The following is a 22,797-nucleotide window of genomic DNA, read 5'->3' on the forward strand; positions in this document are numbered from 1 at the left end:
TGCGGGCTGCTCGGGTAGGTCCCTCTATGGTTCCGCACAACTGACCCCAAGAACTGCCGTCGCTGAAAGTCAGACGGCGGAGAGAACAAGTCCAGGAGGACGAGAGAAGTGGCGAAGGCGAAGTTCGAGCGGACCAAGCCGCACGTCAACATCGGGACCATCGGTCACATCGACCATGGGAAGACCACGCTGACCGCGGCCATCTCCAAGGTTCTGCACGACAAGTACCCCGAGCTGAACCCCTTCACGCCGTTCGACGAGATCGACAAGGCGCCGGAGGAGAAGCAGCGCGGCATTACGATCTCGATCGCGCACATCGAGTACCAGACCGAGAAGCGGCACTACGCGCACGTGGACTGCCCCGGTCACGCGGACTACATCAAGAACATGATCACCGGTGCCGCCCAGATGGACGGCGCGATCCTGGTGGTCGCCGCGACCGACGGCCCCATGCCGCAGACCAAGGAGCACGTGCTCCTGGCCCGCCAGGTCGGTGTGCCCTACATCGTGGTCGCCCTGAACAAGGCCGACATGGTCGACGACGAGGAGATCCTGGAGCTCGTCGAGCTCGAGGTTCGCGAGCTGCTGACCGAGTACGAGTTCCCGGGCGACGACCTGCCGGTGGTCCGCGTCTCCGCGCTGAAGGCGCTGGAGGGTGACGCCGAGTGGGGCAGCAAGCTGCTCGAGCTGCTCGACGCGGTCGACGAGAGCATCCCGGAGCCGGAGCGCGAGATCGCGAAGCCGTTCCTGATGCCGGTCGAGGACGTGTTCACGATCTCCGGTCGTGGCACCGTGGTCACCGGTCGTGTCGAGCGTGGCCTCCTCAAGCCGATGGAGGAGGTCGAGATCGTCGGTATCCGCGAGAAGGCCCAGAAGACCACCGTCACCGCGATCGAGATGTTCCGCAAGACGCTCGAGGACGCGCGCGCCGGTGAGAACGTGGGTCTGCTGCTCCGCGGTATCAAGCGCGAGGACGTCGAGCGCGGCCAGGTCGTCGTGAAGCCCGGCACCACCACGCCGCACACCGAGTTCGAGGCCCAGGTCGTCATCCTGAGCAAGGACGAGGGCGGCCGGCACACGCCGTTCTTCAACAACTACCGTCCGCAGTTCTACTTCCGCACCACCGACGTGACCGGTGTGGTGACCCTCCCCGAGGGCACCGAGATGGTCATGCCGGGCGACAACACGGGCATGCTGGTCAAGCTGATCCAGCCGATCGCCATGGACGAGGGTCTGCGGTTCGCCATCCGTGAGGGTGGCCGGACGGTCGGCGCGGGTCGCGTCACCAAGATCATCAAGTAGCTAGGCCGACGGGGCCCCAGGTCATCTACCTGGGGCCCCCCGGTTTGGGTGCCGCAAAACGCGTGTGGCATCCTTGACAGGTTGCTCGTCGTGGACGGTCATGCGATCGGCCATGCACGGGCTGGCTCGCGGATCCTGTGTTTGAGACAAGCGCAGGCCGCTGGGCCACTTATGACCACTCCCGAAGGACAAATGTCCAAGGGGCCGGTCTGTGCATAGGGCGCGACACACCCGACCGCGTGGACCGGAGCGGCACGAGTCTTAAAGACAAGGACGGCAAGCCACCATGGCGGGACAGAAGATCCGCATCCGGCTCAAGGCCTACGACCACGAGGCGATCGACGCTTCGGCGCGCAAGATCGTGGAGACGGTTACCCGCACGGGCGCTCGGGTCGTCGGGCCGGTGCCGCTGCCCACCGAGAAGAACGTGTACTGCGTCATCCGCTCGCCGCACAAGTACAAGGACTCGCGCGAGCACTTCGAGATGCGCACGCACAAGCGTCTGATCGACATCCTCGACCCGACGCCGAAGACCGTCGACGCCCTCATGCGCATCGACCTTCCGGCCAGCGTCGACGTCAACATTCAGTGAGGCCTGAGCACTAATGTCTTCCCGGCAGATGAAAGGGATCCTGGGCACGAAGCTCGGGATGACCCAGGTCTTCGACGAGAACAACCGGATCGTCCCGGTGACCGTCGTCAAGGCCGGACCGAACGTGGTCACCCAGATCCGTACCCAGGACAACGACGGGTACGTCGCGGTGCAGCTGGCGTTCGGCGAGATCAAGCCCCGCAAGGTGAACAAGCCCGAGAAGGGCCACTTCGCCAAGGCCGGCGTCACGCCGCGCCGGTACCTCGCCGAGCTGCGCACCACCGACGCCGACAGCTACGAGCTGGGCCAGGAGATCACCGCAGAGGTGTTCGAGGCCGGCGCCGTGATCGACGTGACCGGCACCAGCAAGGGCAAGGGCACCGCGGGTGTCATGAAGCGCCACGGCTTCAAGGGCCTCGGCGCCTCCCACGGCACCCAGCGCAAGCACCGCTCGCCCGGCTCCATCGGTGGCTGCGCCACCCCGGGCCGCGTGTTCAAGGGGCTGCGCATGGCGGGCCGTATGGGCCACGTGAAGGTCACCACCCAGAACCTCACCGTCCACCGCGTGGACGCCGAGGACGGGCTGATCCTCCTCAAGGGCGCGGTCCCCGGTCCCAAGGGCGGCGTGGTGTTCCTCAAGACCGCCGCGAAGGGTGATGCGTAGTGACCACCTTGGAGATCAAGACCCCCGAGGGCAAGACCGACGGCTCGGTCGAGCTGCCCGCGGAGATCTTCGACGTGCAGGCCAACATCGCGCTGATGCACCAGGTGGTCGTCGCGCAGCAGGCCGCCGCCCGCCAGGGCACGCACTCGACGAAGACCCGCGGCGAGGTCAGCGGTGGCGGCAAGAAGCCGTACCGCCAGAAGGGCACCGGTCGCGCCCGCCAGGGTTCGACCCGTGCGCCGCAGTTCGCCGGCGGTGGCGTCGTGCACGGCCCCCAGCCGCGTGACTACACGCAGCGGGTGCCGAAGAAGATGAAGGCCGCCGCTCTGCGTGGCGCCCTCTCCGACCGCGCCCGCTCCGGCCAGGTGCACGTGGTGAGCACCCTGGTGGACGGCGAGAAGCCGTCGACCAAGGCCGCCCGCAAGGTGCTCGAGTCGGTCAGCGAGGCCAGGAACCTGCTGGTCGTGCTGACGCGCGACGAGGAGATCAACTGGCTGTCGGTGCGCAACCTGGAGAACGTCCACGTGATCGCGCCGGACCAGCTGAACACCTACGACGTGCTCGTCAACGACGACGTGGTGTTCACCAAGACCGCGCTGCAGGCGTTCCTCGAGGGCCCGATCCAGGGCCGCTCGGCCAAGGCCACCGCGCGCTCCAGCGAGGTCGCCGAGGAGGAGGCCAAGTGATCCCCGACCCCCGAGACGTGCTGCTCGCGCCGGTGATCTCCGAGAAGTCCTACGGGCTGCTCGAGGAGAACAAGTACACGTTCGTCGTGGCACCGCACGCGAACAAGACCGAGATCAAGATCGCGGTCGAGAAGGTGTTCGGCGTGCAGGTCGTGAGCGTGAACACGCTCAACCGGCAGGGCAAGCGCAAGCGCACCCGCACCGGGTACGGCAAGCGCAAGGACACCAAGCGAGCGATCGTGACCCTCTCCGCGGAGAGCAAGCCGATCGAGATCTTCGGCGGACCGGCCTGATCCGGCGAGTAGAGACCCAAGGGACTGCGTAAGAGATGGGCATTCGCAAGTACAAGCCGACGACGCCAGGGCGTCGTGGCGCGAGCGTCTCCGACTTCGCCGAGATCACCCGATCGACACCGGAGAAGTCGCTGATCCGTCCCCTGCACGGCAGGGGCGGGCGCAACGTGCACGGCAAGATCACGACCCGGCACAAGGGCGGCGGACACAAGCGGGCATACCGCCTGATCGACTTCCGTCGGCACGACAAGGACGGTGTGCCGGCCAAGGTCGCGCACATCGAGTACGACCCCAACCGGACCGCACGCATCGCGCTGCTGCACTACGCCGACGGCGAGAAGCGGTACATCATCGCGCCGGACAAGCTGCGTCAGGGCGACCGGATCGAGAACGGACCGAGCGCGGACATCAAGCCGGGCAACGCCCTGCCGCTGCGCAACATCCCGGTCGGCACGGTGATCCACGCGATCGAGCTGCGGCCAGGTGGCGGCGCCAAGATCGCCCGTTCCGCGGGCGCCCGGGTACAGCTCGTCGCCAAGGAAGGTGCGTACGCCCAGCTGCGTATGCCCTCGGGCGAGATCCGCAACGTGGACGTGCGCTGCCGCGCCACGGTCGGCGAGGTCGGCAACTCCGAGCACGCGAACATCAACTGGGGCAAGGCCGGCCGTATGCGGTGGAAGGGTAAGCGCCCGACCGTCCGCGGTGTCGCCATGAACCCGGTGGACCACCCGCACGGTGGTGGTGAGGGCAAGACGTCCGGTGGTCGCCACCCGGTGAACCCGGCCGGTAAGCCAGAGGGTCGTACCCGCCGCAAGGGCAAGCCGAGCGACCGGATGATCGTCCGTCGTCGCCGGACCGGCAAGAAGCGCTAAGAGCAGGAGGGAGTGACAGATGCCTAGGAGTTTGAAGAAGGGCCCGTTCGTCGACGACCACCTGCTCAAGAAGGTGGACGCGCTCAACGAGTCCGGCAAGAAGACAGTGATCAAGACCTGGTCGCGTCGATCAACGATCATCCCCGACATGCTGGGGCACACGATCGCGGTGCACGACGGTCGCAAGCACGTGCCGGTGTTCGTCTCGGAGTCCATGGTGGGGCACAAGTTGGGCGAGTTCGCCCCGACGCGCACCTTCAAGGGCCACGTGAAGGACGACCGCAAGGCGCGCAGGCGCTAGAAGGACATAGGGAGTAAGCGATGAGTGACGAGACCGCGGTGGAAGAGCTTCCGCGCGCGATTGCTCGGGCTCGCTACGTCCGCGCCACGCCGATGAAGGTGCGCCGCGTTGTCGAGCTCATCAAGGGCCGAAGTGCCGAGGAGGCGCTGGCCGTGCTCAGGTTCGCGCCGCAGTCCGCGAGCGAGCCGGTGGCCAAGGTGCTCGCGAGCGCTGTGGCCAACGCCGAGAACAACCTGGACCTGGACCCGGAGACCCTCTGGATCAGCCAGATCTACGTGGACGAGGGCCCGACCCTGAAGCGGTTCCGGCCGCGTGCCCAGGGCCGTGCGTACCGGATCCGCAAGCGGACCAGCCACATCACCGTCGAGGTGGAGTCGCGGCCGAAGGCGGAGCCGAAGAAGGCGGCCGCGAAGGGCCGTAAGTCCAGTGCGAAGAGGAGTGCCAGCTAGTGGGTCAGAAGATCAACCCGCACGGCTTCCGGCTCGGGATCACCACTGACTGGAAGTCCCGCTGGTATGCCGACAAGCAGTACGCGGAGTACGTCGCGGAGGATGTGAAGATCCGCAAGCTCCTGTCCAAGGGCATGGAGCGCGCGGGGATCTCCAAAGTGGAGATCGAGCGCACCCGCGACCGGGTCCGTGTGGACATCCACACCGCCCGCCCGGGCATCGTCATCGGCCGCCGTGGCGCCGAGGCGGACCGCATCCGCGGCGAGCTCGAGAAGCTGTCCGGCAAGCAGGTGCAGCTGAACATCCTCGAGGTCAAGAACCCCGAGGCCGACGCCCAGCTGGTCGCGCAGGTGACCGCGGAGCAGCTGTCCAACCGTGTGTCCTTCCGGCGCGCGATGCGCAAGGCCATCCAGTCGGCCATGCGCAGCCCGCAGGTCAAGGGCATCCGCGTGCAGTGCGGTGGCCGCCTCGGCGGCGCCGAGATGTCCCGCTCCGAGCACTACCGCGAGGGTCGGGTGCCGCTGCACACGCTGCGTGCCGACATCGACTACGGCTTCTTCGAGGCCCGCACGACCTTCGGCCGTATCGGCGTGAAGGTGTGGATCTACAAGGGTGACGTCGTCGGCGGCCGCCGCGAGGTCGAGTCGCGCAGCCAGGCCCCGTCCGAGCGTGCGCCCCGGCGTGAGCGGCCCACCAGGGCTCGCCGCTCCGGCGCCGCCGGCACGACGGCGACGAGCACCGAGGTCGGCCGCGCGGCCGCGGAGTCGCCAGCAGAACCGGTCGAGCCGCAGACCCCGTCGGTGAACGGGACCGGCGAGACCCCGACGACCAACGGGGAGGGCTGAGCAGTGCTCATCCCACGCAAGGTCAGGCACCGCAAGCAGCACCACCCCAAGCGGGGCGGCGCTGCCAAGGGCGGCACCCGGGTCACCTTCGGTGAGTTCGGGATCCAGGCCCTGACGTCGGCCTACGTGACCAACCGGCAGATCGAGTCCGCTCGTATCGCCATCAACCGGCACATCCGTCGTGGCGTCAAGGTGTGGATCAACATCTTCCCTGACCGTCCGCTGACCAAGAAGCCCGCCGAGACCCGCATGGGTTCCGGTAAGGGTTCGCCGGAGTACTGGATCGCGAACGTCAAGCCGGGTCGGGTCATGTTCGAGCTGAGCTTCCCGAACGAGTCGGTCGCGCGCGAGGCACTCACGAGGGCGATTCACAAGCTCCCGATGAAGTGCCGCATCGTCACGCGTGAAGGTGGTGACTTCTGATGGCCGCTGGTACGCAGGCGACCGAGTTGCGCGAGCTGAACGACGAGGAGCTGGTCCTGCGCCTCAAGGAGGCGAAGGAGGAGCTGTTCAACCTTCGGTTCCAGATGGCGACGGGGCAGATGGACAACAACCGCCGGCTCCGGACGGTCCGGCACGACATCGCCCGGATCTACACGGTCATGCGTGAGCGTGAGCTGGGTCTGTCGGTGTCCCCCGACGAGGTTCCGAGTGGTGAGGGTGCCGCATGAGTGAGACGACTGAGACTGGCACGACCGGTGCGGCCGACAAGTCGCGCGGCCGCCGCAAGGTCCGCGAAGGCCTGGTCGTGTCCGACAAGATGGACAAGACGATCGTGGTCTCCCTCGAGGACCGCAAGAAGCACCCGCGTTACAGCAAGGTGCTGCGGTCCACGACCAAGGTGAAGGCGCACGACGAGGAGAACACCGCCGGCGTCGGCGACCGCGTGTTGCTGATGGAGACCCGCCCGCTGTCGGCCACCAAGCGCTGGCGGCTCGTGGAGATCGTGGAGAAGGCAAAGTGATCCAGCAGGAATCGCGGCTGCGCGTCGCCGACAACACGGGTGCGAAGGAGATCCTCTGCATCCGTGTGCTGGGCGGCTCCGCGCGTCGCTACGCGGGCATCGGCGACATCATCGTCGCGACGGTCAAGGACGCGATCCCGGGCGCGGGTGTGAAGAAGGGCGATGTCGTCAAGGCGGTCATCGTCCGGACCACCAAGGAGAAGCGCCGCCCGGACGGCAGCTACATCCGTTTCGACGAGAACGCCGCCGTGCTGATCAAGCCGGACAACGAGCCGCGCGGGACCCGTATCTTCGGACCGGTCGGTCGCGAGCTGCGCGACAAGAAGTTCATGAAGATCATCTCGCTGGCTCCGGAGGTGCTCTGACATGAAGATCAAGAAGGGTGACACGGTCGTCGTCATCGCCGGCAAGGACAAGGGCGCGAAGGGCAAGGTCATCCAGGCCTACCCGGACCGCAACAAGGTCCTGGTCGAGGGCGTCAACCGGATCAAGAAGCACACCCGGATCACGCAGACGCAGCGCGGCGCCCAGTCGGGCGGGATCGTCACCCAGGAGGCGGCGATCGACGTGAGCAACGTGATGATCGTCGGCGACGACGGCAAGCCCACCCGGGTCGGCTACAAGTTCGACGAGAACGGCCGCAAGGTCCGGATCTCGCGCCGCACCGGGAAGGAGATCTGATGACCACCGCGGAGAAGATCACTCCTCGGCTGAAGACCCGGTACCGCGACGAGATCGTGGCCGGGCTCAAAGAGGACTTCACCTACGACAACGCGATGCAGGTGCCGCGCGTGGTCAAGGTCGTGGTGAACATGGGCGTCGGTGACGCGGCGCGCGACGGCAAGCTCATCGAGGGCGCGCTTCGCGACCTGTCACTGATCACCGGTCAGAAGCCGCAGGTCCGGCGGGCCACCAAGTCCATCGCGCAGTTCAAGCTGCGTGAGGGCATGCCGATCGGCGCCAAGGTCACCCTGCGCGGCGACCGCATGTGGGAGTTCCTCGACCGGCTGCTCACCATCGCGCTGCCCCGTATCCGGGACTTCCGTGGCCTGTCGCCGAAGCAGTTCGACGGCAACGGCAACTACACGTTCGGTCTCAACGAGCAGTCGATGTTCCACGAGATCAACCCGGACTCCATCGACCGGCAGCGGGGGATGGACATCACCGTCGTCACCACCGCGACCAACAACGAGGAGGGGCGGGCGCTGCTGCGGCGTCTTGGCTTCCCGTTCAAGGAGAACTGAGCCCATGGCGAAGAAGGCCCTGGTTCACAAGGCGGCGCAGAAGCCGAAGTTCAAGGTGCGGGGTTACACCCGCTGCCAGAGGTGCGGCCGGCCGCGCTCGGTTTTCCGCAAGTTCGGCCTCTGCCGTGTCTGCCTGCGGGAGATGGCCCACCGCGGCGAGCTCCCCGGCGTGAACAAGTCCAGCTGGTAACACAGAAACATCCATCCCGCCACAGGCCCTGTGTCGATCACGACGAGGGGAACCATGGCGAGAAAGGTTGACAGGTCACCATGACGATGACCGACCCGATCGCAGACTTCTTGACCCGTCTGCGTAACGCCAACTCGGCGTACCACGACGAGGTCGTGCTGCCGCACTCGAAGCTCAAGGCCAACATCGCGGAGATCCTCAAGCGCGAGGGCTACATCATGGGCTACCGCGACGAGGACGGCGAGAAGGGCAAGAACCTTGTCGTCGAGCTCAAGTACGGCCCGAACCGGGAGCGCAGCATCGCCGGTCTGCGCCGGGTGTCCAAGCCCGGTCTCCGGGTGTACGCGAAGTCAACCAGCCTGCCGAAGGTGCTCGGCGGCCTCGGCGTGGCGATCATCTCCACGTCCGCCGGCCTGCTGACGGACCGGCAGGCCAGCAAGCAGAAGATGGGCGGGGAAGTCCTCGCCTACGTCTGGTAGGGGAAGGGGAAGACAGATGTCGCGCATCGGAAAGCTGCCGATCCCCGTCCCGACAGGCGTGGACGTGACGATCGACGGCCAGCAGGTCAGCGTGAAGGGCCCCAAGGGCACGCTCGCGCACACGGTCGCCGAGCCGATCACGGTCGAGCGCGAGGACGGCGTCCTGCAGATCAAGCGTCCCGACGACGAGCGGCGCAACCGCGCGCTGCACGGGTTGACCCGGTCGCTCGTGAACAACCTGGTCGTGGGCGTCACCGAGGGTTACGAGAAGAAGCTCGAGATCCACGGTGTCGGTTACCGCGTCCAGCTCAAGGGCTCGGACCTGGAGTTCTCGCTGGGCTACAGCCACCCGGTCAAGGTCACGCCGCCGGAGGGCATCACCTTCGCGGTGGAGACGCCGACCAGGTTCTCCGTCAGCGGGATCGACAAGCAGCGGGTCGGCGAGGTCGCCGCGAACATCCGCAAGCTGCGCAAGCCGGACCCGTACAAGGGCAAGGGCGTGCGGTACGCGGGCGAGAAGATCCGCCGCAAGGTCGGAAAGACGGGTAAGTGATCATGAGCGAAGCGACTGTTACGAAGCGCCGCAAGCCACTCGGCAAGGACGTCTCGACGCGCCGCCGGGTCGCCAAGGCCCGTCGTCACTTCCGGGTCCGCCGGAAGGTCCAGGGCACCGCCGAGCGTCCGCGCCTGTCGGTCACCCGGTCCTCGCGCCACATCGTGGCCCAGCTGGTGGACGACCTCGCCGGCCGCACGCTGGCGTCGGCGACGAGCCTCGAGGCGGACGTCCGGGCAGTGGACGGCGACAAGAAGGCCCGTTCGACCAAGGTCGGCCAGCTGCTCGCCGACCGGGCCAAGAACGCGGGCATCACGAAAGTCGTGTTCGACCGAGGTGGTCACGACTACCACGGCCGGATCGCGGCGCTCGCCGACGCGGCTCGGGAAGCCGGGCTGGAGTTCTAGACATGACCATGAACATGGGAAGGATCGCCTGATGCCGGGACGTTCACGGCAATTCGGCGGCGGCCAGCAGGGCGGCCAGGGCGGTGACAACCGCGGTGACCGCGGTGACCGCCGGGACCGCAGGGACCGTCGCGATGGGGGCCGTGGCGGGGCGGCCCAGGACAAGACCCCGCACATCGAGCGCGTCGTCGCGATCAACCGCGTCGCCAAGGTCGTGAAGGGTGGTCGCCGGTTCAGCTTCACCGCGCTGGTTGTGGTGGGCGACGGTGACGGCATGGTCGGTGTCGGCTACGGCAAGGCGAAGGAGGTGCCGGCCGCGATCGCCAAGGGCGTCGAGGAGGCGAAGAAGAACTTCTTCAAGGTCCCGAGGATCGCCGGCACCATCCCGCACCCGATCCAGGGTGAGCGTGCCGCCGGTGTCGTGCTCCTGCGTCCGGCCTCCGCCGGTACCGGCGTCATCGCCGGTGGCCCGGTGCGTGCCGTGCTGGAGTGCGCCGGTGTCCACGACGTGCTGTCGAAGTCGCTCGGTAGCGACAACGCGATCAACATCGTGCACGCCACGGTGGCCGCGCTGAAGGGTCTGCAGCGTCCGGAGGAGGTCGCGGCTCGCCGTGGCCTGCCGCTGGAGGACGTGGCCCCGGCCGGCATGCTGCGGGCGCGTGCGCAGGCTGGAGCGTGAGGACATGGCACAGCTCAAGGTGACCCAGGTCCGTAGCGTCATCGGGACCAAGCGCAACCACCGGGAGTCGCTGCGCACGCTGGGCCTGCGGAAGATCCGCCAGTCCACCGTGCGTGAGGACACCCCCGAGGTTCGCGGCCTGATCCACGCCGTCCGTCACCTGGTGACGGTCGAGGAGGTCGACAACTGATGGCCATCAAGATCCACCACCTTCGTCCCGCGCCTGGCGCCAAGACGGAGAAGCAGCGGGTCGGCCGTGGTGAGGGCGGCAAGGGCGGCAAGACCGCCGGCCGCGGTACCAAGGGCACGAAGGCACGCAAGAACGTGCCGGCGCGCTTCGAGGGCGGCCAGATGCCGATCCACATGCGGCTGCCGAAGCTGCGTGGCTTCAAGAACCGGTTCCGTACCGAGTACCAGCCGGTGAACCTGGGCGACATCGCCCGCGTGTTCGCCGACGGCGGCCAGGTCGGCGTCGAGGACCTCGTGAAGGCGGGCCTGGTCCGCAAGAATGAGCTGGTGAAGGTCCTCGGTGACGGCGACGTGTCCGTCAAGCTCGACGTGACCGCTCACGCGTTCTCGAAGAGCGCGGCGGAGAAGCTGTCGGCGGCGGGCGGAAGCGCCACGAAGCTGTAGTTTTCACGGTTGGCAAACGGCCGGTGGGGTTCGCGTGACTCCACCGGCCGTTCGCGTCCGATCGTGACATCCTCGTGCTATGGCGAGGACGTGCGATGCGTGACGCTCCAGGAATGACTTCGGGGGAGCACGCAGCCATGCCGATCTATCCGGCGGCCATGACCACGGTGGCCCAGCCGTTGATGCCCCCCGGCCACTGGCACCCGGCCCGCGTCACGGCGGCGGTGCTGTGCTTCGTCGGCCTCGTGCTGGTGATCTCCAGTTCGTTCCTGCCGCTGTACTCGGGTGAGCTGGACGCCGGCTTCGACCGCATCGAGGTGACCATCACCCCGTGGGCGGCGGAGCTGGAGGAACAGGTGGCCGACGGCCTGGGCGACGTCCCGAGGGTCGGCTACCCGATGGTGTTCTCGGCGGTCTTCCTGGCCTGCGCGGCCGCGGCGTGCTGGTACGCGGCCAGCCCGGCGGCACGGGCGGCGGCGGGGCGCGTGGCTGGTCTGGTCACGTCGGTCGGCACCGCCTTCCTGATCGGCACGGCCTGGACGACGGCCCTGCTGGTCAGCAACGGCGTGGACGTCGTCCTTCTGCTGGGCGTGCTGAACGAGGACCTGGACACGAACGCCAGCTACCTCGCCGGTTACTGGCTGCTACTGACGGCGTGCCTGCTGGCCTTCGCCGCGTCGGTGCTGTCACTGCTCCCGACCCGCCAGCCGGCGGCGGCCTGGCAACCACCCGTTGCGGTGAACCCGTTCATGGCGACCCCGCCCTTCGGCATCGCCCTGCCTGTGCAGGCCCCGCTGACGGGCCAGCCGACGCTGCTCGACCCGCTGACGGGTCAACCGGTCGGCCAGGGCCCGTTCGTCGGCCAGTCGAGCCCTCAGGCACCTCCTGGCGCCGTCGACCCGCTGACCGGCCAGCCGTTGGGGCCCGAAGCCGCCGCGAGCCCGCCTGGTGGCGTGCCGGTCGTCTACCCGCTTCCCCAGGCGCCGGCCTCCGCCTACCCACTGGCCGGGCAGCAGCTCCAGCCTCAGGCTCCTGTCGACCCGCTCACCGGGCAGCCACGTCCGCTGGATTCACCCATTGGTGGCCCGCAGGTCGAGCAGCCAGTCCAGGTCCCGGTCGCCGTCGACCCGCTCACCGGGCAACCGCTGTCACCCAGCCAGGTCATTCCCGTGAGCCCGCCCACCGGCATCCCGGCCTCACCGCCGGTGCCGTTCACCGCGGACCCCGTCGTCCTCGCGAACGGCACACCGCCGCCCGCGGTGGCAGAGCCGGCGCCGATCGTGCTCCCGGACGCGCCGCCGCTCCCCGAACGCCTGCCTGGCCCGGCGATCCCGGCCACCGAGGACCCGCTCGCGGAGCCTCCGCGCGCCTAGTGCAGGAAACCCGTACGCCAAATGGCGGCACCGAATCCCGTACAGGCCGGGGGGTGCATGAGCCCCCAGCGCTCCTGTTAAAGTCGGATGCACGCTTCGGGTGGAGTGTCCCCCGGAGCGTTCTGGCTTGCCAGCTGTTCTGACGGCCAGGAGTGTGTCCCGGCCGGTAACCAACCCGGCGAAGCCGATCGTCGGCGAAGATCGTCGGCGACGCCTAGGAGGTCCTTGCGTGCTCAGCGCCTTCCGCTCGGCTATCAAGACGCCGGACCTGCGCCGCAAGATCCTTTTCACCCTGATGATCATTGCGATCTATCGGGTCGGCGCGATGCTGCCTTCGCCTGGTGTGTCGTACCCCAACGTGCAGAAGTGCATCGCGGACGTCGACGACCAGAGCATCTACCAGCTGCTGAACCTGTTCAGTGGCGGCGCGTTGCTGCAGCTGTCGGTGTTCGCGCTCGGGATCATGCCCTACATCACCGCGAGCATCATCATCCAGCTGCTCACCGTGGTCATCCCGCGGTTCGAGCAGCTGCGCAAGGAAGGCCAGTCCGGCCAGGGCAAGCTCACGCAGTACACGCGCTACCTGACGATCGGGCTCGCGATCCTGCAGGCCACCGGCATCATCGCCATGGCCAACCAGGGCGGCCTCTTCGGTAACTGCGACGAGCCGATCATCCCGAACAACGGGATCTGGGAACTGGCCATCATCGTCGTGACGATGACCGCCGGCACCGCGGTCATCATGTGGTTCGGCGAGCTCATCACCGAGCGCGGCGTCGGCAACGGCATGTCGCTGCTGATGTTCGTCAACATCGCGGCCCGCATCCCGGCCGAGGGTGGCAACATCCTCCAGAACAACGGCCCGCTGGTCTTCACGATCGTGTGCGTCTTCGGTCTCGCGATCATCGTCGGCGTGGTGTTCCTCGAGCAGGGCCAGCGCCGCATCCCGGTGCAGTACGCCAAGCGCATGGTCGGCCGCCGCATGTACGGCGGCACCTCGACCTACCTGCCGATGAAGGTCAACCAGGCCGGCGTCATCCCGATCATCTTCGCGTCGTCGCTGCTGTACCTGCCCGACCTGATCACCAGGCTCACCGGTAGCACGAACAACTGGTGGACGAGGTTCGTCAACGACCACCTCGTGCGGCAGTCGGACTGGGTGCACATCTCGGTCTACTTCGCGATGATCATCTTCTTCACGTACTTCTACATCAGCATCCAGTTCAACCCGCAGGAGCGGGCTGAGGACATGAAGAAGTACGGCGGCTTCATCCCGGGCATTCGGCCGGGCCGGCCGACCGCCGAGTACCTGCAGTTCGTACTGAGCCGCATCACCCTGCCGGGTTCTATCTACCTGGGCATCATCGCGGTCCTGCCCAACTTCTTCCTGGACATCACCGGCGAGGGTCAGAACCAGAACTTCCCCTTTGGTGGCACTGCTGTTCTGATCATGGTTGGCGTTGGTCTTGACACCGTCAAGCAGATCGAAAGCCAGCTCATGCAGCGCAACTACGAAGGGTTCCTGAAGTGACACGACTCGTTCTCGTGGGTCCGCCAGGTGCGGGCAAGGGCACCCAGGCGACCGCGCTGAGCGAGAAGTTGGGCATCCCGCACATCTCCACCGGCGACCTGTTCCGCAAGCACATCGCGGAAGAGACCGAGCTCGGCCAGAAGGTCAAGCACATTCTCGACAGCGGTGGGCTGGTGCCCGACGAGATCACCAACCAGATGCTGGTCGACCGGCTCGAGCAGCCGGACACGGCGGACGGTTTCCTGCTCGACGGCTTCCCGCGCAACATCGGGCAGGCCGAGGTGCTGGCCAAGGAGCTCGCGGACTCGGACCAGAAGCTGGACGCGGTCGTGCAGCTGCAGGTCAGCGAGGACGTGCTGGTGCAGCGCCTGCTCGCGCGCGGCCGCTCGGACGACAACGAGGACGTCATCCGGCACCGCTTACACGTGTACCAGTCGGAGACGGCGCCGCTGCTCGACTACTACCGGGACCTGCTGGTGACCGTCGACGGTGTCGGCGAGGTCGGTGAGGTCACCAACCGGGTGCTCACCGCGTTGCGCGATCGGACGTGACCCGTGCGCTGGTCAACACGCTGCGGCAGTGGCGTGGCCGTTCCATGATCGAGCTGAAGAGCCCGACCGAGCTGGAAGCCATGCGCGCGGCCGGCCTGGTGGTGGCGAAGGCCCTGGCCGACGTCGTGGCCGCCATCCGCCCCGGGGTGAGCACCGGTGAGCTGGACGAGCTGGCTGAGCAGACGATCCGGGACGCGGGCGCGGTCCCGTCGTTCCTCGGCTACCACGGTTACCCCGCCACGATCTGCGCCTCGGTGAACGAGCAGATCGTCCACGGCATCCCGTCCCGTGAGCAGGTACTCGCGGAGGGCGACCTGATCTCCGTCGACTGCGGCGCCATCCTGGACGGCTGGCACGGCGACTCGGCGGTCACGGTCCCGGTGGGCACGGTGACCGACGCCGACCTCGCCCTGTCCGACGCCACCAGAGCAGCGATGGAGGCCGGTATCAAGGCCGTCGTCGCGGGTGCTCGCCTGACGGACGTCTCGCACGCCATCGAGGAGTCCGTCCACGCGACGGAACGCGCCACCGGCACCGCGTACGGCATCGTCCGCGAGTACGGCGGCCACGGCATCGGCACGTCCATGCACATGGAGCCGTTCCTGCCGAACTACGGCAAGCCGGGCAAGGGCCCGCGCCTGCGGGTCGGCATGGCCATCGCGATCGAGCCGATGCTCACCCTGGGCGGTGAACAGACGGAGGAGCTGTCCGACGGCTGGACGGTGGTCACGGCCGACGGCTCCCGCGCCGCGCACTGGGAACACACCGTCGCGGTCACCGACGACGGCCCCTGGGTCCTGACCGCGCCCTAGCTCCCGCACGTCACGCGCAGCGGTCCGGCCGTCACGCCGGTCGTCCCCTGGTCGCCGTCGACGTTGACCAGCAGGGCGTTGGTGTCGAACGCGACGGTGCCGGCCTTGACCCACTGACCCCGGTTGGCCTTCTGGTCGACGGTGAACCCACCCACCCGATAGTCGACGTTCTCGAACCGATCGGCGATTCCGTACCAGATCCGTCCGGATGCGAGCGGTGAGTTGGGCACGAACACCTCGACGCGGCAGGTCCGCGCCACGGGTGCGTCGAACGTGAACAGCCACTGCAGGTAGTTCGGGTCGTCGGGCGGGGAGTAGAGAAACCGGTCGCCGCAGCTGTCACCGGTCCAGCTGTCGCCGGGCACGACCTGCCAGCCGGCGGAGATGCGGGTGCGCTGGACGGCGTCCACGGGACAGGCGGGCCCGGCCACCGCCGTGAAGGACGAGCCCTTCGGCGGTGCCGACGAGGACGAGGAACCGCGGGGTGCCGAGGACGTGGGTGGAGAGGGCATGGGTTGGGCCGACGGGCGTTCCGATGACGTCGGAGAGCTGGTCGGCGTGGTCGTCGCGGCCGAGGTGGTGGCGGTGGCCGAGCTGGTGGCCGGCGGGTTACCGCTGGGCACCACCGGATCGGGTGCGGCGGCCACTGGCACGGACGCCGGCCCCTGCGTCAGAGCCGGTATCGCAAGCAGAAGTGCTCCCAGGAGAGCCCCCAGCAGGACCAGGTTCGTTCCTCGACGCCCCATCCTCGCCCCTCTCGTCACGGGTCGTTCGGAGAGGAACGGGTCTTTGTTTGGTCGGCCCGGATTGTCGTGGCCGGAGAAACTGACGAACGGGCCGGAATTCACCCGGAAATACCAACCGGTCGTGGCCGACGGAGTCTTTTCGATCATCGTCGTCGCTGACCGCTGCCGCCGACCCGGACGCCGCCACCGATCGGTGGTCGGTCGGTGATCGCTCGGAGTCGGTTGGTGGCGCAGAGCGGTTGTGGCCGTTGTCACGTGCCTACGTGAACCGTCCACCGCCGGGCGCGCGAACCGCCTCGGGAACCGTCCCTGCGGGCGCCGGTGTGCGCCCGCAGGACGCACGCCTGCTCGATGCGCTAAAATCGCTGGTCGAAGCTATGAAATAGCGGCCGGTGCCGGTGCTTCTCACCCCACGGGGTGGCGCGTCCGCGTGGCAGGGGGCCGATTTTTCCTGTTCAACACGCGCGCGTACACTGGACCGGTGGCGCAGCCTTTGCGCCGGTTCCGTCATGCGTTTCGCTCTAGCGTAGACGCACGGCGGTCTGCGTAGACAGAGACGAAACGCGGAGGACATGGGCAAGAAGGACGGGGCTATCGAGGTCGAAGGCCGTGTGGTGGAGCCGCTCCCCAACGCGATGTTCCGTGTCGAGTTGGAGAACGGACACAAGGTCCTGGCGCACATCAGCGGGAAGATGCGGCAGCACTACATCCGCATCCTGCCGGAGGACCGAGTAGTCGTGGAGCTTTCGCCCTACGACCTGTCCCGCGGCCGAATCGTCTACCGCTACAAGTAGAGCCACCAGTAGAGAGACAGGGACGTGAAGGTCCAGCCGAGCGTCAAGAAGATCTGCGACAAGTGCAAGGTGATCCGCCGTCACGGCCGGGTCATGGTGATCTGCGAGAACCTGCGCCACAAGCAGCGCCAGGGCTGATCACAGCACGCGTAGCGGACACACAAAAGAGGACCTCTCCACACCTGCCGAGCCACACGGGCTCGGTTCACCCCCGGACCAGGCCGGGGCCCGCCACGGTGCGGGACGGTTGGGGAGAAGACCTGGAAACTACCTTCAAGAGGAGATATGGCACGCGTTGCTGGCGTCGACCTCCCCCGCGAGAAGCGGATGGAGATCGCGCTGACCTACATCTACGGCATCGGCCGTACCCGCTCCAAGGAACTGCTCACGGCGACCGGGATCAGCCCGGACCTGCGCGCGAAGGACCTGTCCGACGAGGACGTGGCCAAGCTGCGTGAGCACATCGAGACCAACTACAAGGTCGAAGGTGACCTCCGCCGCGAGGTGAACGCGGACATCCGCCGGAAGATCGAGATCGGCTGCTACGAGGGCCTGCGGTGGCGCCGCGGTCTGCCTGTCCGCGGACAGCGCACGAAGACCAACGCCCGCACTCGCAAGGGCCCCAAGAAGACGGTCGCCGGCAAGAAGAAGGCTGGTAAGAAGTGAGCCAGGTCGTATCGGTCGTCGCACAGCGACGACGCAACCGGCAGTTCGTGGCTCTTCAGGTGGCGCCCAAGAGCGCCCGGCCACAGGCACTTCGCGACCTCTACCGGGTGCCCGGCTTCAAGCACGAAGCCGCCCGCGACGGCGACGCGGAGACCACCGAGTCCGCCGCGCGTACCCAGACCTCGACTTCCTCGCGTTAACAGGAGCACTCCGCAGCAATGCCACCCAAGTCCCGCCAGGGCGCCGGCGTCAAGAAGGTCCGGCGCAAGGAAAAGAAGAACGTCTCTCATGGCCACGCGCACATCAAGAGCACGTTCAACAACACGATCGTCTCCATCACCGACCCCAACGGCAACGTGATCAGCTGGGCCTCCAGCGGCCACGTCGGCTTCAAGGGCTCCCGCAAGTCGACCCCGTTCGCGGCGCAGATGGCGGCCGAGAACGCGGCCCGCAAGGCCGCGGAACACGGCATGCGCAAGGTCGACGTCTTCGTGAAGGGCCCCGGCTCCGGCCGGGAGACCGCGATCCGCTCGCTGCAGGCGGCGGGCCTCGAGGTCGGCACCATCCAGGACGTCACGCCACAGCCGCACAACGGATGCCGCCCCCCGAAGCGGCGCCGGGTCTAGGGATCGGGGGAGTAGAGAACAATGGCTCGTTACACCGGACCCGTGACCCGCAAGTCACGGCGGTTCAAGGTTGACCTCGTCGGCGGCGACCGCGCGTTCGAGCGCCGCCCGTACCCGCCCGGCCAGCACGGCCGCGGCCGGGTCAAGGAGAGCGAGTACCTGCTTCAGCTCCAGGAGAAGCAGAAGGCCCGCTACACCTACGGCGTGCTCGAGCGGCAGTTCCGCAAGTACTACGAGCAGGCCGCGCGCACCAAGGGCAAGACCGGTGAGGCGCTGCTGCAGCTGCTCGAGTCGCGGCTGGACAACGTGGTGTACCGCGCGGGCCTCGCCCGCACCCGCCGCCAGGCGCGGCAGCTGGTCAGCCACGGCCACTTCATCGTCAACGGCAGGGCGGTCAACGTCCCGAGCTTCCAGGTGTCGAAGTTCGACATCATCGACGTGAAGCCGAAGTCGCTGAGCATGCTGCCGTTCGTCGCGGCCAAGGAGTCCTACGGCGACCGGCCGATCCCGGGCTGGCTGCAGGTCGTGCCGAACACGCTGCGTGTCCTCGTGCACCAGCTGCCGGAGCGCGCGCAGATCGACGTGCCCGTGCAGGAGCAGCTGATCGTCGAGTTCTACTCGAAGTAGTTCAAGCCGGGAGGCGGTCGACGACCGCCTCCCGGTTCATCTCCGGTGGGCGTCAAATAGCGGGCGTCCCTGAGGTAAAGGAAAAGAAAGTGCTGATTTCTCAGCGGCCCTCGCTCGGCGAGGAGCCGGTCAACGAGACGCGCTCCCGGTTCACCATCGAGCCGCTGGAGCCGGGCTTCGGCTACACGCTCGGCAACTCGCTGCGCCGGACGCTGCTGTCGTCGATCCCGGGCGCGTCCGTCACGAGCATCCGCATCGACGGTGTGCTGCACGAGTTCACCACCGTGCCGGGCGTGAAGGAAGACGTCACCGACATCATCCTCAACCTCAAGGAGCTGGTCGTCAGCTCCGAGGAGGACGAGCCGGTCACCATGTACCTGCGCAAGCAGGGCCCCGGTGAGGTCACCGCCGGCGACATCGTGCCGCCGGCCGGTGTCACCGTGCACAACCCCGACCTGCACATCGCAACGCTGAACGGCAAGGGCAAGCTGGAGATCGAGCTCGTGGTCGAGCGCGGTCGCGGCTACGTGCCGGCCGTGCAGAACAAGCAGGCGGGCGCCGAGATCGGCCGCATCCCGGTCGACTCGATCTACTCGCCGGTGCTGCGGGTCACCTACAAGGTCGAGGCGACGCGTGTCGAGCAGCGCACCGACTTCGACCGGCTGATCCTCGACGTCGAGACGAAGCCCTCGATCACCCCGCGGGACGCCGTCGCGTCGGCCGGTAAGACGCTGGTCGAGCTGTTCGGGCTCGCCCGCGAGCTGAACGTGGACGCCGAGGGGATCGAGATCGGTCCGTCGCCGCAGGAGGCGGACACCATCGCCGCCTACGCGATGCCGATCGAGGACCTCGACCTCACCGTGCGTTCGTACAACTGCCTCAAGCGCGAGGGCATCCACACGGTGGGTGAGCTGGTCTCGCGCAGCGAGGCGGACCTGCTGGACATCCGCAACTTCGGTGCGAAGTCGATCGACGAGGTCAAGATGAAGCTCGTCGGCCTCGGTCTCGCGCTGAAGGACAGCCCGCCCGGGTTCGACCCGACGACCGCCGCTTCCGACTACACCAGCGAGAGCTGGTCGTCCGACAGCGGGCTCGGCGATGCCAGCCACGATGACGGCCAGGACTACGCGGAGACGGAGCAGCTGTAATGCCCACCCCAACCAAGGGCGCCCGCCTGGGCGGCTCGCCGGCCCACGAGCGGCTGATGCTGGCAAACCTCGCCACATCGCTGTTCGAGCACGGCCGGATTCACACCACCCAGGCCAAGGCCAAGAAGCTGCGGCCGTACGCGGAGCGCCTGATCACCAAGGCGAAGAAGGGCGACCTGCACAACCGTCGCCAGATCATGCAGGTCATCCGGGACAAGTCGGTCGTGCACCGCCTCGTCACGGAGATCGGCCCGTTCTTCGCCGACCGCGAAGGTGGCTACACCCGCATCCTGAAGACGCTCCCGCGCAAGGGCGACAACGCCCCCATGGCGATCATCGAGCTCGTGCAGGAGAAGACGGTCACCGCCGAGGCCGAGGCCGCGCGCAAGACCCGGTTCGCCAAGGACGAGAAGGCCAAGACCGAGGCCGCCGAGACCGAGACCGAGGAGACCGCGGCGGACACCGCGGCCGACGAGGCGGTCGAGGCAGCGGACGTCGAGGTCGAGGAGAGCGCGTCGGACGACGAGCACCCCTACGGCGCCGGCAGCCGTGCCGCGCTGGAGGACGGCTCGCAGCCCGAGGGCTTCCCGATCAAGGGCAACGCCGACTCGATGCTCTACCACGAGCCGGACACCCAGTACTACGACCAGACCGAGGCCGAGGTGTGGTTCGCCACCACCGAGGACGCGGAGCAGGCGGGCTTCAACAAGCCCCCGTCACAGGACGACGAGTCCTGACTGGTCAACTGTCACCGAACGAGCCCGTCGTCCACCCGATTGGTCCGATCCTGCTCGCCGCTGTGCGGCTTCGCGGGATCGGGTGGTGGGGATGATGGGGGGCGCTGCCCCCCACGCCCCCCGGGTGGACGGCGGGCTCGTCCGGTTCATGCTGGACATCGCCTACGACGGCACGGACTTCTCGGGCTGGGCGCGTCAACCGGGCCGTCGCACGGTGTGCGGGGTCATCGAGGACACCATGTCGATGGTCCTGCGGCACGACGTGCGCCTGACGGTCGCGGGCCGCACGGACGCCGGTGTGCACGCGTCCGGCCAGGTCGCGCACACCGACCTGCCGGCGGCCCCTGACCTGGCCCGGCTGACAAGGGCACTACCCGCGGACGTTCGTATCCGTGCGATACGCGAGGCCCCACCCGGCTTCGACGCCCGCTTCTCCGCCGTCCGCCGGCACTACGTCTACCGGGTGTGCGACCAGCCGTGGCTGGCCGACCCCCTGCGCCGGCACGACACGGTGGCGTGGCCCCGAACGGTGGACGTGGACCGCATGAACGAGGCGTCGGCACTGCTGGTGGGCCTCAACGACTTCGTCGCGTTCTGCCGCCGCCGCGAGGGCGCCACGACGATCCGCGATCTGCAACGCCTGCACTGGACCCGCACCGGCGAGTACGTGTCGGCACAGGTCTCGGCGGACGCGTTCTGCCACTCCATGGTCCGCAGCCTGGTGGGCGCACTGCTGGCGGTGGGCGAGGGCCGCAAACCACCCGAGTGGCCGGCATCCCTACTGAAGGCGGAAGCCCGCCCCAGCACCATCACGGTCGCCCCGGCCCACGGCCTGACCCTGGTAGGCGTGGACTACCCACCCCCGGACCAACTGGCCACCCGCGCGGAACAAACCCGCAACCTCCGCACCCACCCATAACCCGGCGCGGTAACCCCCAGTGGCCTCCGGCCCCCGGTTCCACGCTACGGCACAGCACCGACAAAACCGGCCGCCCCAACCCGCCCCCTGTGGACAACCGCGTGTCCAACACTCCAGACCCGCGAGTCGCGCTTTCGGCCCCCGCGAGTCGCGCCTTCAGCCCCTGCGAGTCGCGCTTTCGTGTACGCGTGGGTCAGAGGTTGCCGAAGTAGCGGAGTGCCGCCGCGACGCCGCCGCCCTTGCCGAGGGCGACCATCAGGGCCATTCGGGCCTTTTCCGGGGGCAGGCCCGCCGCGCTGATCGCGCCCATGCGTTCCACCAGCCCGATCTCCGTCGTGTGTGCGCGGGATGCGACGACCACGGGGATGTCCATCTGGGTCAGGCTCATGACCGTGCCGAACAGCTCCACCGGGACGTTGCCGTCGCCCGTGCCTTCGAGTACCACGCCCTGCGCGCCGAGGTCGGTCACCATCGTCAGCAGCGAGGACGGCATGGTCGGGTAGGTCTTGAGCAGCGCCACGTCCGTTTCCGGCTCCCCGCCGACGACGGGTGGCCGTGGCGGTGGTGTGGACGTGAGCCGGACCTTGCCCTCGACGACCCGGCCCAGCATCGGGTGCGGTGTCGACGTGAAGCCGTCCCGCAGGCGTGCCCAGCGTGCCGCGTGTAGTTCGTCGCCGAGGCACACCACCGCGCCGACGCCACGCAGCGCCGGGTCGGCCGCGGCGACGAGTGCGGTGGCGAGGTTCGCGGGACCGTCGGGGTTGGCTGCCGACAGCGGCCGAAGCCCGCCGGTGAACACGATGCCGCCGCGGGCTGAGCCGGCGAGCAGGTCCGCGAGAAACGCGGTCTCCTCCAGGCTGTCCACGCCGTGCGTGACCACGACCCCGGTGAACTCGTCCTCTGCGATGGCCTTGTGTACCCGGCGAGCCAGCGCGAGCTGGGTCGACACCGACGTGTCCCAGGACGGCTCGGCCATCACGTCCTCGACGACCACCCGCATCGGCGGCGGGCCGGCGAGCTCCAACAGGTCCCGGCCGGAGGCGACGCTCGCGGCACGGTGGGCCATCGTGTCGCCGGTGGCGACGAGCAGCAGGGACACCCCGTCAACCTAACC

37 protein-coding genes are annotated in these 22,797 nt (G+C 67.9%); 35 read left to right on the top strand and 2 right to left on the bottom strand.

The features are described from left to right. Window positions 1–108 precede the first annotated feature (108 nt). From tuf to map, 26 genes are all read left to right on the top strand, one after another. Window positions 109–1,302 carry an elongation factor Tu gene (gene tuf, locus VF106_RS13270; protein WP_330839966.1) on the top strand — a complete coding sequence of 398 codons (1,194 nt, stop codon included), beginning with the start codon at window positions 109–111 and terminating at the stop codon, window positions 1,300–1,302. A gap of 286 nt (window positions 1,303–1,588) precedes the next feature. Further along, window positions 1,589–1,894, top strand: a complete 306-nt coding sequence (gene rpsJ / locus VF106_RS13275; protein WP_003938093.1) for a 30S ribosomal protein S10 — start codon at window positions 1,589–1,591, stop codon at window positions 1,892–1,894. 13 nt (window positions 1,895–1,907) lie between these two features. Next, complete coding sequence (gene rplC / locus VF106_RS13280) at window positions 1,908–2,558, top strand: 50S ribosomal protein L3 (protein ID WP_330839967.1); 651 nt, start codon at window positions 1,908–1,910, stop codon at window positions 2,556–2,558. Then, the gene (gene rplD / locus VF106_RS13285) at window positions 2,558–3,244 is read left to right on the top strand and encodes a 50S ribosomal protein L4 (protein ID WP_330839968.1); all 687 of its coding nucleotides are present in this window, start codon (window positions 2,558–2,560) and stop codon (window positions 3,242–3,244) included. The genes rplC and rplD overlap by 1 nt, the downstream gene beginning before the upstream one ends. After that, window positions 3,241–3,537, top strand: coding sequence for a 50S ribosomal protein L23 (rplW, locus tag VF106_RS13290; protein WP_330839969.1), 297 nt, complete (start codon window positions 3,241–3,243; stop codon window positions 3,535–3,537). The genes rplD and rplW overlap by 4 nt, the downstream gene beginning before the upstream one ends. A 35-nt stretch (window positions 3,538–3,572) precedes the next feature. Further along, a complete protein-coding gene (gene rplB, locus VF106_RS13295) occupies window positions 3,573–4,409 on the top strand; it encodes a 50S ribosomal protein L2 (RefSeq protein WP_330839970.1) in 837 nt (278 codons plus the stop codon). 19 nt (window positions 4,410–4,428) lie between these two features. Then, on the top strand, window positions 4,429–4,710 hold the full coding sequence (gene rpsS, locus VF106_RS13300) for a 30S ribosomal protein S19 (protein ID WP_330839971.1): 282 nt from the start codon (window positions 4,429–4,431) through the stop codon (window positions 4,708–4,710). 20 nt (window positions 4,711–4,730) lie between these two features. Continuing rightward, a complete protein-coding gene (gene rplV / locus VF106_RS13305; RefSeq protein ID WP_330839972.1) occupies window positions 4,731–5,159 on the top strand; it encodes a 50S ribosomal protein L22 in 429 nt (142 codons plus the stop codon). Beyond that, window positions 5,159–6,004, top strand: coding sequence for a 30S ribosomal protein S3 (gene rpsC / locus VF106_RS13310; protein WP_330839973.1), 846 nt, complete (start codon window positions 5,159–5,161; stop codon window positions 6,002–6,004). The genes rplV and rpsC overlap by 1 nt, the downstream gene beginning before the upstream one ends. Before the next feature lie 3 nt (window positions 6,005–6,007). Continuing rightward, window positions 6,008–6,427, top strand: coding sequence for a 50S ribosomal protein L16 (gene rplP / locus VF106_RS13315; RefSeq protein WP_330839974.1), 420 nt, complete (start codon window positions 6,008–6,010; stop codon window positions 6,425–6,427). Then, entirely contained in the window at window positions 6,427–6,675 is a 249-nt protein-coding gene (gene rpmC, locus VF106_RS13320) for a 50S ribosomal protein L29 (RefSeq protein WP_330839975.1), read from the top strand. Before rplP ends, rpmC begins: the two co-directional genes overlap by 1 nt. Continuing rightward, window positions 6,672–6,968: a 30S ribosomal protein S17 gene (gene rpsQ, locus VF106_RS13325; protein WP_330839976.1), complete on the top strand. Its 297-nt coding sequence runs from the start codon at window positions 6,672–6,674 to the stop codon at window positions 6,966–6,968. The genes rpmC and rpsQ overlap by 4 nt, the downstream gene beginning before the upstream one ends. Next, entirely contained in the window at window positions 6,965–7,333 is a 369-nt protein-coding gene (rplN, locus tag VF106_RS13330) for a 50S ribosomal protein L14 (RefSeq protein WP_324920871.1), read from the top strand. The genes rpsQ and rplN overlap by 4 nt, the downstream gene beginning before the upstream one ends. Window position 7,334: 1 nt before the next feature. Further along, complete coding sequence (rplX, locus tag VF106_RS13335) at window positions 7,335–7,649, top strand: 50S ribosomal protein L24 (protein WP_330839977.1); 315 nt, start codon at window positions 7,335–7,337, stop codon at window positions 7,647–7,649. Next, a complete protein-coding gene (gene rplE, locus VF106_RS13340; protein ID WP_330839978.1) occupies window positions 7,649–8,212 on the top strand; it encodes a 50S ribosomal protein L5 in 564 nt (187 codons plus the stop codon). The genes rplX and rplE overlap by 1 nt, the downstream gene beginning before the upstream one ends. Window positions 8,213–8,216: 4 nt before the next feature. After that, window positions 8,217–8,402, top strand: a complete 186-nt coding sequence (locus VF106_RS13345; protein ID WP_330839979.1) for a type Z 30S ribosomal protein S14 — start codon at window positions 8,217–8,219, stop codon at window positions 8,400–8,402. 80 nt (window positions 8,403–8,482) lie between these two features. Further along, window positions 8,483–8,881, top strand: coding sequence for a 30S ribosomal protein S8 (gene rpsH / locus VF106_RS13350; RefSeq protein ID WP_330839980.1), 399 nt, complete (start codon window positions 8,483–8,485; stop codon window positions 8,879–8,881). A 16-nt stretch (window positions 8,882–8,897) separates the two neighbouring features. Then, window positions 8,898–9,434: a 50S ribosomal protein L6 gene (gene rplF / locus VF106_RS13355; RefSeq protein WP_330839981.1), complete on the top strand. Its 537-nt coding sequence runs from the start codon at window positions 8,898–8,900 to the stop codon at window positions 9,432–9,434. Window positions 9,435–9,436: 2 nt separating this feature from the next. After that, complete coding sequence (gene rplR, locus VF106_RS13360) at window positions 9,437–9,841, top strand: 50S ribosomal protein L18 (protein WP_330839982.1); 405 nt, start codon at window positions 9,437–9,439, stop codon at window positions 9,839–9,841. 31 nt (window positions 9,842–9,872) lie between these two features. Next, on the top strand, window positions 9,873–10,520 hold the full coding sequence (gene rpsE / locus VF106_RS13365) for a 30S ribosomal protein S5 (RefSeq protein ID WP_330839983.1): 648 nt from the start codon (window positions 9,873–9,875) through the stop codon (window positions 10,518–10,520). A gap of 4 nt (window positions 10,521–10,524) precedes the next feature. After that, a complete protein-coding gene (rpmD, locus tag VF106_RS13370; RefSeq protein ID WP_330840037.1) occupies window positions 10,525–10,710 on the top strand; it encodes a 50S ribosomal protein L30 in 186 nt (61 codons plus the stop codon). Then, on the top strand, window positions 10,707–11,153 hold the full coding sequence (gene rplO / locus VF106_RS13375; RefSeq protein WP_330840038.1) for a 50S ribosomal protein L15: 447 nt from the start codon (window positions 10,707–10,709) through the stop codon (window positions 11,151–11,153). The genes rpmD and rplO overlap by 4 nt, the downstream gene beginning before the upstream one ends. Window positions 11,154–11,290: 137 nt before the next feature. Next, window positions 11,291–12,526, top strand: coding sequence for a hypothetical protein (locus VF106_RS13380; protein WP_330839984.1), 1,236 nt, complete (start codon window positions 11,291–11,293; stop codon window positions 12,524–12,526). A 229-nt stretch (window positions 12,527–12,755) separates the two neighbouring features. Next, window positions 12,756–14,057 carry a preprotein translocase subunit SecY gene (gene secY, locus VF106_RS13385; RefSeq protein WP_330839985.1) on the top strand — a complete coding sequence of 434 codons (1,302 nt, stop codon included), beginning with the start codon at window positions 12,756–12,758 and terminating at the stop codon, window positions 14,055–14,057. Further along, a complete protein-coding gene (locus VF106_RS13390; RefSeq protein WP_330839986.1) occupies window positions 14,054–14,608 on the top strand; it encodes an adenylate kinase in 555 nt (184 codons plus the stop codon). The genes secY and VF106_RS13390 overlap by 4 nt, the downstream gene beginning before the upstream one ends. 44 nt (window positions 14,609–14,652) lie before the next feature. After that, window positions 14,653–15,420, top strand: coding sequence for a type I methionyl aminopeptidase (map, locus tag VF106_RS13395; RefSeq protein WP_330840039.1), 768 nt, complete (start codon window positions 14,653–14,655; stop codon window positions 15,418–15,420). Here the strand turns inward: map and VF106_RS13400 are convergent. Then, window positions 15,417–16,166: a hypothetical protein gene (locus tag VF106_RS13400; RefSeq protein ID WP_330839987.1), complete on the bottom strand. Its 750-nt coding sequence runs from the start codon at window positions 16,164–16,166 to the stop codon at window positions 15,417–15,419. The genes map and VF106_RS13400 overlap by 4 nt on opposite strands. 572 nt (window positions 16,167–16,738) lie before the next feature. Here VF106_RS13400 and infA point away from each other — a divergent pair. The 9 genes from infA to truA all read left to right on the top strand — a co-directional run bounded on the left by infA (window position 16,739) and on the right by truA (window position 21,683). Then, complete coding sequence (gene infA, locus VF106_RS13405; protein WP_005166804.1) at window positions 16,739–16,960, top strand: translation initiation factor IF-1; 222 nt, start codon at window positions 16,739–16,741, stop codon at window positions 16,958–16,960. Between the two features lie 24 nt (window positions 16,961–16,984). Next, complete coding sequence (gene rpmJ / locus VF106_RS13410; RefSeq protein WP_010148647.1) at window positions 16,985–17,098, top strand: 50S ribosomal protein L36; 114 nt, start codon at window positions 16,985–16,987, stop codon at window positions 17,096–17,098. Window positions 17,099–17,245: 147 nt separating this feature from the next. Next, window positions 17,246–17,626 (top strand): 30S ribosomal protein S13, encoded by a 381-nt coding sequence (gene rpsM / locus VF106_RS13415; RefSeq protein ID WP_330839988.1) that lies wholly within the window; start codon window positions 17,246–17,248, stop codon window positions 17,624–17,626. Next, a complete protein-coding gene (locus tag VF106_RS13420) occupies window positions 17,623–17,826 on the top strand; it encodes a hypothetical protein (RefSeq protein ID WP_330839989.1) in 204 nt (67 codons plus the stop codon). The genes rpsM and VF106_RS13420 overlap by 4 nt, the downstream gene beginning before the upstream one ends. Window positions 17,827–17,844: 18 nt before the next feature. Further along, on the top strand, window positions 17,845–18,252 hold the full coding sequence (gene rpsK, locus VF106_RS13425; protein WP_075126556.1) for a 30S ribosomal protein S11: 408 nt from the start codon (window positions 17,845–17,847) through the stop codon (window positions 18,250–18,252). A 21-nt stretch (window positions 18,253–18,273) separates the two neighbouring features. Further along, window positions 18,274–18,879, top strand: coding sequence for a 30S ribosomal protein S4 (gene rpsD, locus VF106_RS13430; protein ID WP_330839990.1), 606 nt, complete (start codon window positions 18,274–18,276; stop codon window positions 18,877–18,879). Between the two features lie 89 nt (window positions 18,880–18,968). Further along, window positions 18,969–20,027: a DNA-directed RNA polymerase subunit alpha gene (locus tag VF106_RS13435; RefSeq protein ID WP_330839991.1), complete on the top strand. Its 1,059-nt coding sequence runs from the start codon at window positions 18,969–18,971 to the stop codon at window positions 20,025–20,027. Further along, complete coding sequence (gene rplQ / locus VF106_RS13440) at window positions 20,027–20,764, top strand: 50S ribosomal protein L17, sunset domain variant (protein ID WP_524535853.1); 738 nt, start codon at window positions 20,027–20,029, stop codon at window positions 20,762–20,764. The genes VF106_RS13435 and rplQ overlap by 1 nt, the downstream gene beginning before the upstream one ends. Window positions 20,765–20,855: 91 nt before the next feature. Further along, on the top strand, window positions 20,856–21,683 hold the full coding sequence (truA, locus tag VF106_RS13445; RefSeq protein ID WP_414638955.1) for a tRNA pseudouridine(38-40) synthase TruA: 828 nt from the start codon (window positions 20,856–20,858) through the stop codon (window positions 21,681–21,683). Between the two features lie 193 nt (window positions 21,684–21,876). Here truA and VF106_RS13450 read toward each other — a convergent pair whose 3' ends face one another. Then, window positions 21,877–22,782 (bottom strand): asparaginase, encoded by a 906-nt coding sequence (locus tag VF106_RS13450; protein ID WP_330839993.1) that lies wholly within the window; start codon window positions 22,780–22,782, stop codon window positions 21,877–21,879. Window positions 22,783–22,797: the final 15 nt, after the last annotated feature.

Source organism: Actinophytocola sp. (assembly GCF_036378875.1).
In the GTDB taxonomy this organism is placed as follows: Bacteria; Actinomycetota; Actinomycetes; order Mycobacteriales; family Pseudonocardiaceae; genus Actinophytocola.

Coding starts and splice junctions, on each gene's coding strand:
- truA (WP_414638955.1), top strand. CDS start 20,856: ATGATGGGGGGCGCTGCCCCCCACGCCCCCCGGGTGGACGGCGGGCTC.
- rpsS (WP_330839971.1), top strand. CDS start 4,429: ATGCCTAGGAGTTTGAAGAAGGGCCCGTTCGTCGACGACCACCTGCTC.
- rplV (WP_330839972.1), top strand. CDS start 4,731: ATGAGTGACGAGACCGCGGTGGAAGAGCTTCCGCGCGCGATTGCTCGG.
- rplR (WP_330839982.1), top strand. CDS start 9,437: ATGAGCGAAGCGACTGTTACGAAGCGCCGCAAGCCACTCGGCAAGGAC.
- rplE (WP_330839978.1), top strand. CDS start 7,649: ATGACCACCGCGGAGAAGATCACTCCTCGGCTGAAGACCCGGTACCGC.
- rplC (WP_330839967.1), top strand. CDS start 1,908: ATGTCTTCCCGGCAGATGAAAGGGATCCTGGGCACGAAGCTCGGGATG.
- VF106_RS13380 (WP_330839984.1), top strand. CDS start 11,291: ATGCCGATCTATCCGGCGGCCATGACCACGGTGGCCCAGCCGTTGATG.
- map (WP_330840039.1), top strand. CDS start 14,653: ATGATCGAGCTGAAGAGCCCGACCGAGCTGGAAGCCATGCGCGCGGCC.
- VF106_RS13400 (WP_330839987.1), bottom strand. CDS start 16,166: ATGGGGCGTCGAGGAACGAACCTGGTCCTGCTGGGGGCTCTCCTGGGA.
- infA (WP_005166804.1), top strand. CDS start 16,739: ATGGGCAAGAAGGACGGGGCTATCGAGGTCGAAGGCCGTGTGGTGGAG.
- rplF (WP_330839981.1), top strand. CDS start 8,898: ATGTCGCGCATCGGAAAGCTGCCGATCCCCGTCCCGACAGGCGTGGAC.
- rpmD (WP_330840037.1), top strand. CDS start 10,525: ATGGCACAGCTCAAGGTGACCCAGGTCCGTAGCGTCATCGGGACCAAG.
- rpsH (WP_330839980.1), top strand. CDS start 8,483: ATGACGATGACCGACCCGATCGCAGACTTCTTGACCCGTCTGCGTAAC.
- rpsD (WP_330839990.1), top strand. CDS start 18,274: ATGGCTCGTTACACCGGACCCGTGACCCGCAAGTCACGGCGGTTCAAG.
- rpsM (WP_330839988.1), top strand. CDS start 17,246: ATGGCACGCGTTGCTGGCGTCGACCTCCCCCGCGAGAAGCGGATGGAG.
- rpsQ (WP_330839976.1), top strand. CDS start 6,672: ATGAGTGAGACGACTGAGACTGGCACGACCGGTGCGGCCGACAAGTCG.
- rpsJ (WP_003938093.1), top strand. CDS start 1,589: ATGGCGGGACAGAAGATCCGCATCCGGCTCAAGGCCTACGACCACGAG.
- rpsE (WP_330839983.1), top strand. CDS start 9,873: ATGCCGGGACGTTCACGGCAATTCGGCGGCGGCCAGCAGGGCGGCCAG.
- rplQ (WP_524535853.1), top strand. CDS start 20,027: ATGCCCACCCCAACCAAGGGCGCCCGCCTGGGCGGCTCGCCGGCCCAC.
- rpsK (WP_075126556.1), top strand. CDS start 17,845: ATGCCACCCAAGTCCCGCCAGGGCGCCGGCGTCAAGAAGGTCCGGCGC.
- rpmC (WP_330839975.1), top strand. CDS start 6,427: ATGGCCGCTGGTACGCAGGCGACCGAGTTGCGCGAGCTGAACGACGAG.
- rplX (WP_330839977.1), top strand. CDS start 7,335: ATGAAGATCAAGAAGGGTGACACGGTCGTCGTCATCGCCGGCAAGGAC.
- VF106_RS13345 (WP_330839979.1), top strand. CDS start 8,217: ATGGCGAAGAAGGCCCTGGTTCACAAGGCGGCGCAGAAGCCGAAGTTC.
- rplB (WP_330839970.1), top strand. CDS start 3,573: ATGGGCATTCGCAAGTACAAGCCGACGACGCCAGGGCGTCGTGGCGCG.